We start from the raw sequence: 4,118 nt of genomic DNA, 5'->3' as shown, positions 1-4,118 counted from the left end.
GATCGACAAGATTGGCGCCAAACGAGTGGTGCTTGATACGATCGAGAATCTATTCGCCGGGTTGTCGAATTCGGCGATTTTGCGCAGTGAGCTTCGCCGGCTGTTCACCTGGCTGAAGGAGAAAAACGTCACCGCGATTATCACGGGCGAACGCGGCGAAGGTCATCTCACGCGCCATGGGCTGGAGGAATACGTCTCGGACTGCGTCATCCTTCTGGAAAACCGGGTGCAGAATCAGATCACCACGCGGCTGCTCCGTATCGTCAAGTACAGGGGTTCAACCCATGGCACCAACGAATATCCGTTCTTGATTGATCATAAGGGAATCAGCGTTCTGCCGATTACATCGGCCGGGCTTCGTCACCAGACCTCGAGCGAACCCGTTCCGACCGGGATACCCGGTCTGGATGACATGCTGGGCGCCGGCGGCTACTACAGAGGCTCAAGCGTCCTGATTTCGGGTGCGTCAGGATCAGGAAAGACGATCTTTGGCTCGCATTTTGCGAACGCTACCTGCGAACGTGGAGAGCGCTGTGTCTATTTTGCATTTGAGGAATCGCCTGGTCAGATCGTCCGTAACGTTCGTTCAGTAGGGCTCGACCTGCAGAAGCATGTCGATGCCGGGTTATTGCGCTTCGAGGCCGCCCGACCGACCCTGTACGGCTTCGAAATGCACCTGGCGCGAATGAACCGTGATCTCGACGAATTCCAGCCTTCCACGACCATTATCGATCCGATCTCGGCGTTCCGCGGCTCCGAGTCCGAAGTCCACAGTTGTTTGTTGCGCATGGTCGATATTCTGAAGACCAAAGGGATCACCGCGGTCATGACGAGGCTGAACTCCGAAGCCGAGCATGTTGGAGGGGGCGACCAGGGGATTCCGTCCCTGATCGATACATGGGTATCGCTGGGCGCACTTGAGGCCGACGGCGAACGGAACCGAGGTCTCTATGTCTTGAAATCCCGCGGCATGAACCACTCCAACCAGATCCGGGAATACCAAATCACCAAACACGGCATTCATTTGCTTGATGTGTATCGCTCCGTTGACGGGGTTCTGGTTGGTTCAGCGCGCCGTCATGCCCAAGCGGTCCAGCAGCGCAAAATTCGCGCCGCGGCAAATGACAAGAAGCCCGGAGCGGACGGATTGCCCGCGGTCAAGGCGCGGTCCAACGGCAAGCCGCGAGGAAAGTCACGATGAAAAATGATCAATATCCTGCCCCGCCCGTGGTCACCCAGCCCGATAGCCAATCGCCAGCAAAACTCGATTACGTGCTGCGCCTGTATGTAACCGGTCAAACGCCCCGCTCGATCACCGCCATCGAAAACATGCGACGAATATGCGCAGAACACCTGGCTGAGCACTATACGCTGGAGGTTATCGATATCTATCAACATCCGGAAGCCTGCCAGGAGCAGCAGATCATAGCGGCGCCGACTTTGATCAAGGTACTTCCCCATCCGTTGCGTCGCATCATCGGCGATTTATCCAATACGGATAAGGTCCTGGTGGGTCTCGATTTGCGCACCCGCTCGAACACAACTGAGACCAAGCGTGGCTGAGAGCGCTGATGCCGACAAGCTCGGCGATGACGGACGCACCGAACTCGAGGATCTGCGCGAGCGCCTTCGCGAAGCGGAGGACGCGCTTGAGGTCATCCGGGGCGGCGGCGTCGATGCGTTGGTCGTGGGCGGCCCCCTTGGCCAGCAGATATACACCGTTACGAACGCGGACCGTCCGTACCGGCTGCTTATCGAACAAATGAAGGAAGGCGCCGTCACGCTTTCACAGGATGGGTTGATCGTTTATTGCAATGAGGGTTTCGCCGCGTTGCTGGAAAAAAGCGCCGGGGCGATCAGTGGCACGACTTTCCAACAGTTGGTTGTTCCTGCCGACATTCCGCTTTTTGAAACTTTGCTGGGCAGCAGGGCCGGCGGCCGAGCCATTATTGCCTTGGTCTCGGGGGATCAGGGCCATATTCCAGTGAATCTGTCGCTATCGCCGCTGCCAGACAGTTCAGACGGCCGGATTGTCTGCGGCGTGGTGACGGACCTGCGCCCGCATCGACAAAGTGAGAAAATAATCGCCGAAGCGGGCGCCAAGCTGGCCGACCAGATCGCCGAACGCCGGCGAACCGAAGCACTGCTGCACCAGGCGCAAAAAATGGAGGTCGTCGGGCAACTGACCGGCGGCCTTGCGCACGACTTCAACAATCTCTTGATGATTATCGGTGGCAATCTCGATCTCATACGCCGGCGTGTTACCGACAATCAATTGGTCGAGAGACTCGATCAGGTTCTTCTGGCAGTTCGGCGAGGGGCAAAACTGACCCAGCAACTTCTCGCTTTTTCTCGCATCCAGACCCTGACGCCCGAGTCGCTGTGCATCAACGATCTGCTGCCTGAGATTGAAATGCTGGTTCGTCGAGCCGTAGGGTCGGAGATCTCCGTTGACTTCGATCTCGTCGACGGATTGTGGTCATGCCGCGTCGATCCGAACCAGCTGGAATCGGCCATCCTGAACCTCGCGATCAATGCGCGAGACGCCATGCAGAACAGCGGAACGGTCACGATTTCGACGGAAAACGTGTTGTTGGACGCGCCGGCGGCCGAAAAGCTCGGAGAAATCGCACCCGGCAAATATGTTACGATCACCCTGAGGGATACCGGGGGTGGCATGCCCCCCGAGGTTCTCTCTCACGTTTTCGAGCCGTTCTATACGACCAAGGAGGTTGGCAAGGGATCGGGACTTGGACTGAGTCAAGTCTATGGCTTTGCTCGTCAGTCCGGCGGACATATCTCGATCCAGAGCGCCGTCGGAGAGGGAACGGCGGTACGCCTGTATCTGCCCTGGACAGAGGTAGCCGACGTCGTTCATCCCCAGATCGCGGAGCCGCTCGAAGCGATACCACCCGGTCATACCAAGATTTTAATCGTGGAGGACGATAACGAACTACGCGAACTTCACACGCAGCTGGTTCAGGAACTGGGGTACTCTGCCTGCTCTGCTGGCACAGGCGCCGAGGCACTCGCCGTCCTGGAAGCGGACCCGGAAATCAGCCTGCTATTCACCGACATATTGATGCCAGGCGGCATGAATGGCTTCGAACTGGCTTCCGAAATTCGTTCCCGGCGACCTGAAATGGCCATTCTCACAACCTCTGGATTTCCGGGCCACTTCGTGCCTGAAGCATTGCAACGTACCGAGGAATTTGAAATCATACGGAAGCCGTTCACCCAGGAGGAACTCGCCGCCGCGCTTTTGAAATCAAGGGTGCTGTCCGCGGTTTGAGAGCCGACTCGCGACACGTAATTACGCTGACACCGCGCTGTCATTGAGGCCGTAGGATGGGTTGAGCCCTTCGCGAAACCCATCGCCTTCGTCGGCAAAGACCGATGGGTATCGCTTCGCTCCACCCATCCTACGCCTGATGGCGAACGGTTTTTGCCGTGCCGCCAATGTCGCGAGGCGCCTCTTGCGTCCATGGTCCCGCTGGTGCGAGGGGAACAGGTTTCGAATGGATGCCGCGATGAGACTCAAGCCCGACTTGCAATTGTCCATCGCGGCGGCCCAGGCGATTGTCGATCAGGCCGTTTCGGACCAGGCCGTTGCGACGGTCTCAAGGCTTCATGGCGGCGAGATCCCAGCAGTCTACGAGATCTCTTTCGTGGAGCCTGTGCAACCGACGCTCGTGCTGAAGGTCTATCCCGACGAATTGCATTGTAAGATGCAAAAGGAGGTAACCGTCGTTGGTCTGATCCGGGACCGCCTCAGCGTATCCGTGCCGCGCATTCTGCTGGCGGACGACTCAAAGAGGTTGCTCGGTCTGAACTTCACATTGATGACGAGGCTCGATGGTTCGATACTGGGCCAGCTGGAAACAACCTTGGCCCCGGCGCAACGGCTTTCCGCTTACGCGCAAATCGGCCGGCTGCTTGGCGAGTTTCATCGCATCCCGATGGAAGCGTTCGGCTATATCGGCCCGGACGGCATCTGGACGGCACATGCGACAAAGCAGGCCTACCTGACCCACCAATTCCAGCGCAAGCTCAAGGAATTTACCGAGCGCGGCGGAGAGGCAGGTCTCGCCCATAAGGTTAATGAGCATGTCGCCGCC

4 protein-coding genes are annotated in these 4,118 nt (G+C 58.1%); all 4 read left to right on the top strand.

The annotated features are described in order from the left end of the window. Positions 1 to 1,201 (top strand): circadian clock protein KaiC (gene kaiC, locus ABSG20_RS31275; protein ID WP_423868311.1); only part of this gene is annotated, 1,201 nt, incomplete at its 5' end. Further along, positions 1,198 to 1,563 carry a circadian clock KaiB family protein gene (locus tag ABSG20_RS31270; RefSeq protein ID WP_423868310.1) on the top strand — a complete coding sequence of 122 codons (366 nt, stop codon included), beginning with the start codon at positions 1,198 to 1,200 and terminating at the stop codon, positions 1,561 to 1,563. The genes kaiC and ABSG20_RS31270, both read left to right, overlap by 4 nt. Then, on the top strand, positions 1,556 to 3,292 hold the full coding sequence (locus ABSG20_RS31265; protein ID WP_423868309.1) for an ATP-binding protein: 1,737 nt from the start codon (positions 1,556 to 1,558) through the stop codon (positions 3,290 to 3,292). The genes ABSG20_RS31270 and ABSG20_RS31265 overlap by 8 nt, the downstream gene beginning before the upstream one ends. 226 nt (positions 3,293 to 3,518) lie before the next feature. Then, a partial coding sequence (locus ABSG20_RS31260; RefSeq protein WP_423868308.1) for a phosphotransferase family protein occupies positions 3,519 to 4,118 on the top strand: 600 nt, incomplete at its 3' end.

It is taken from the genome of Bradyrhizobium sp. (assembly GCF_049512235.1).
GTDB lineage: Bacteria > Pseudomonadota > Alphaproteobacteria > Rhizobiales > Xanthobacteraceae > Bradyrhizobium.
This window is presented reverse-complemented; position numbering and strand designations above follow the sequence as displayed.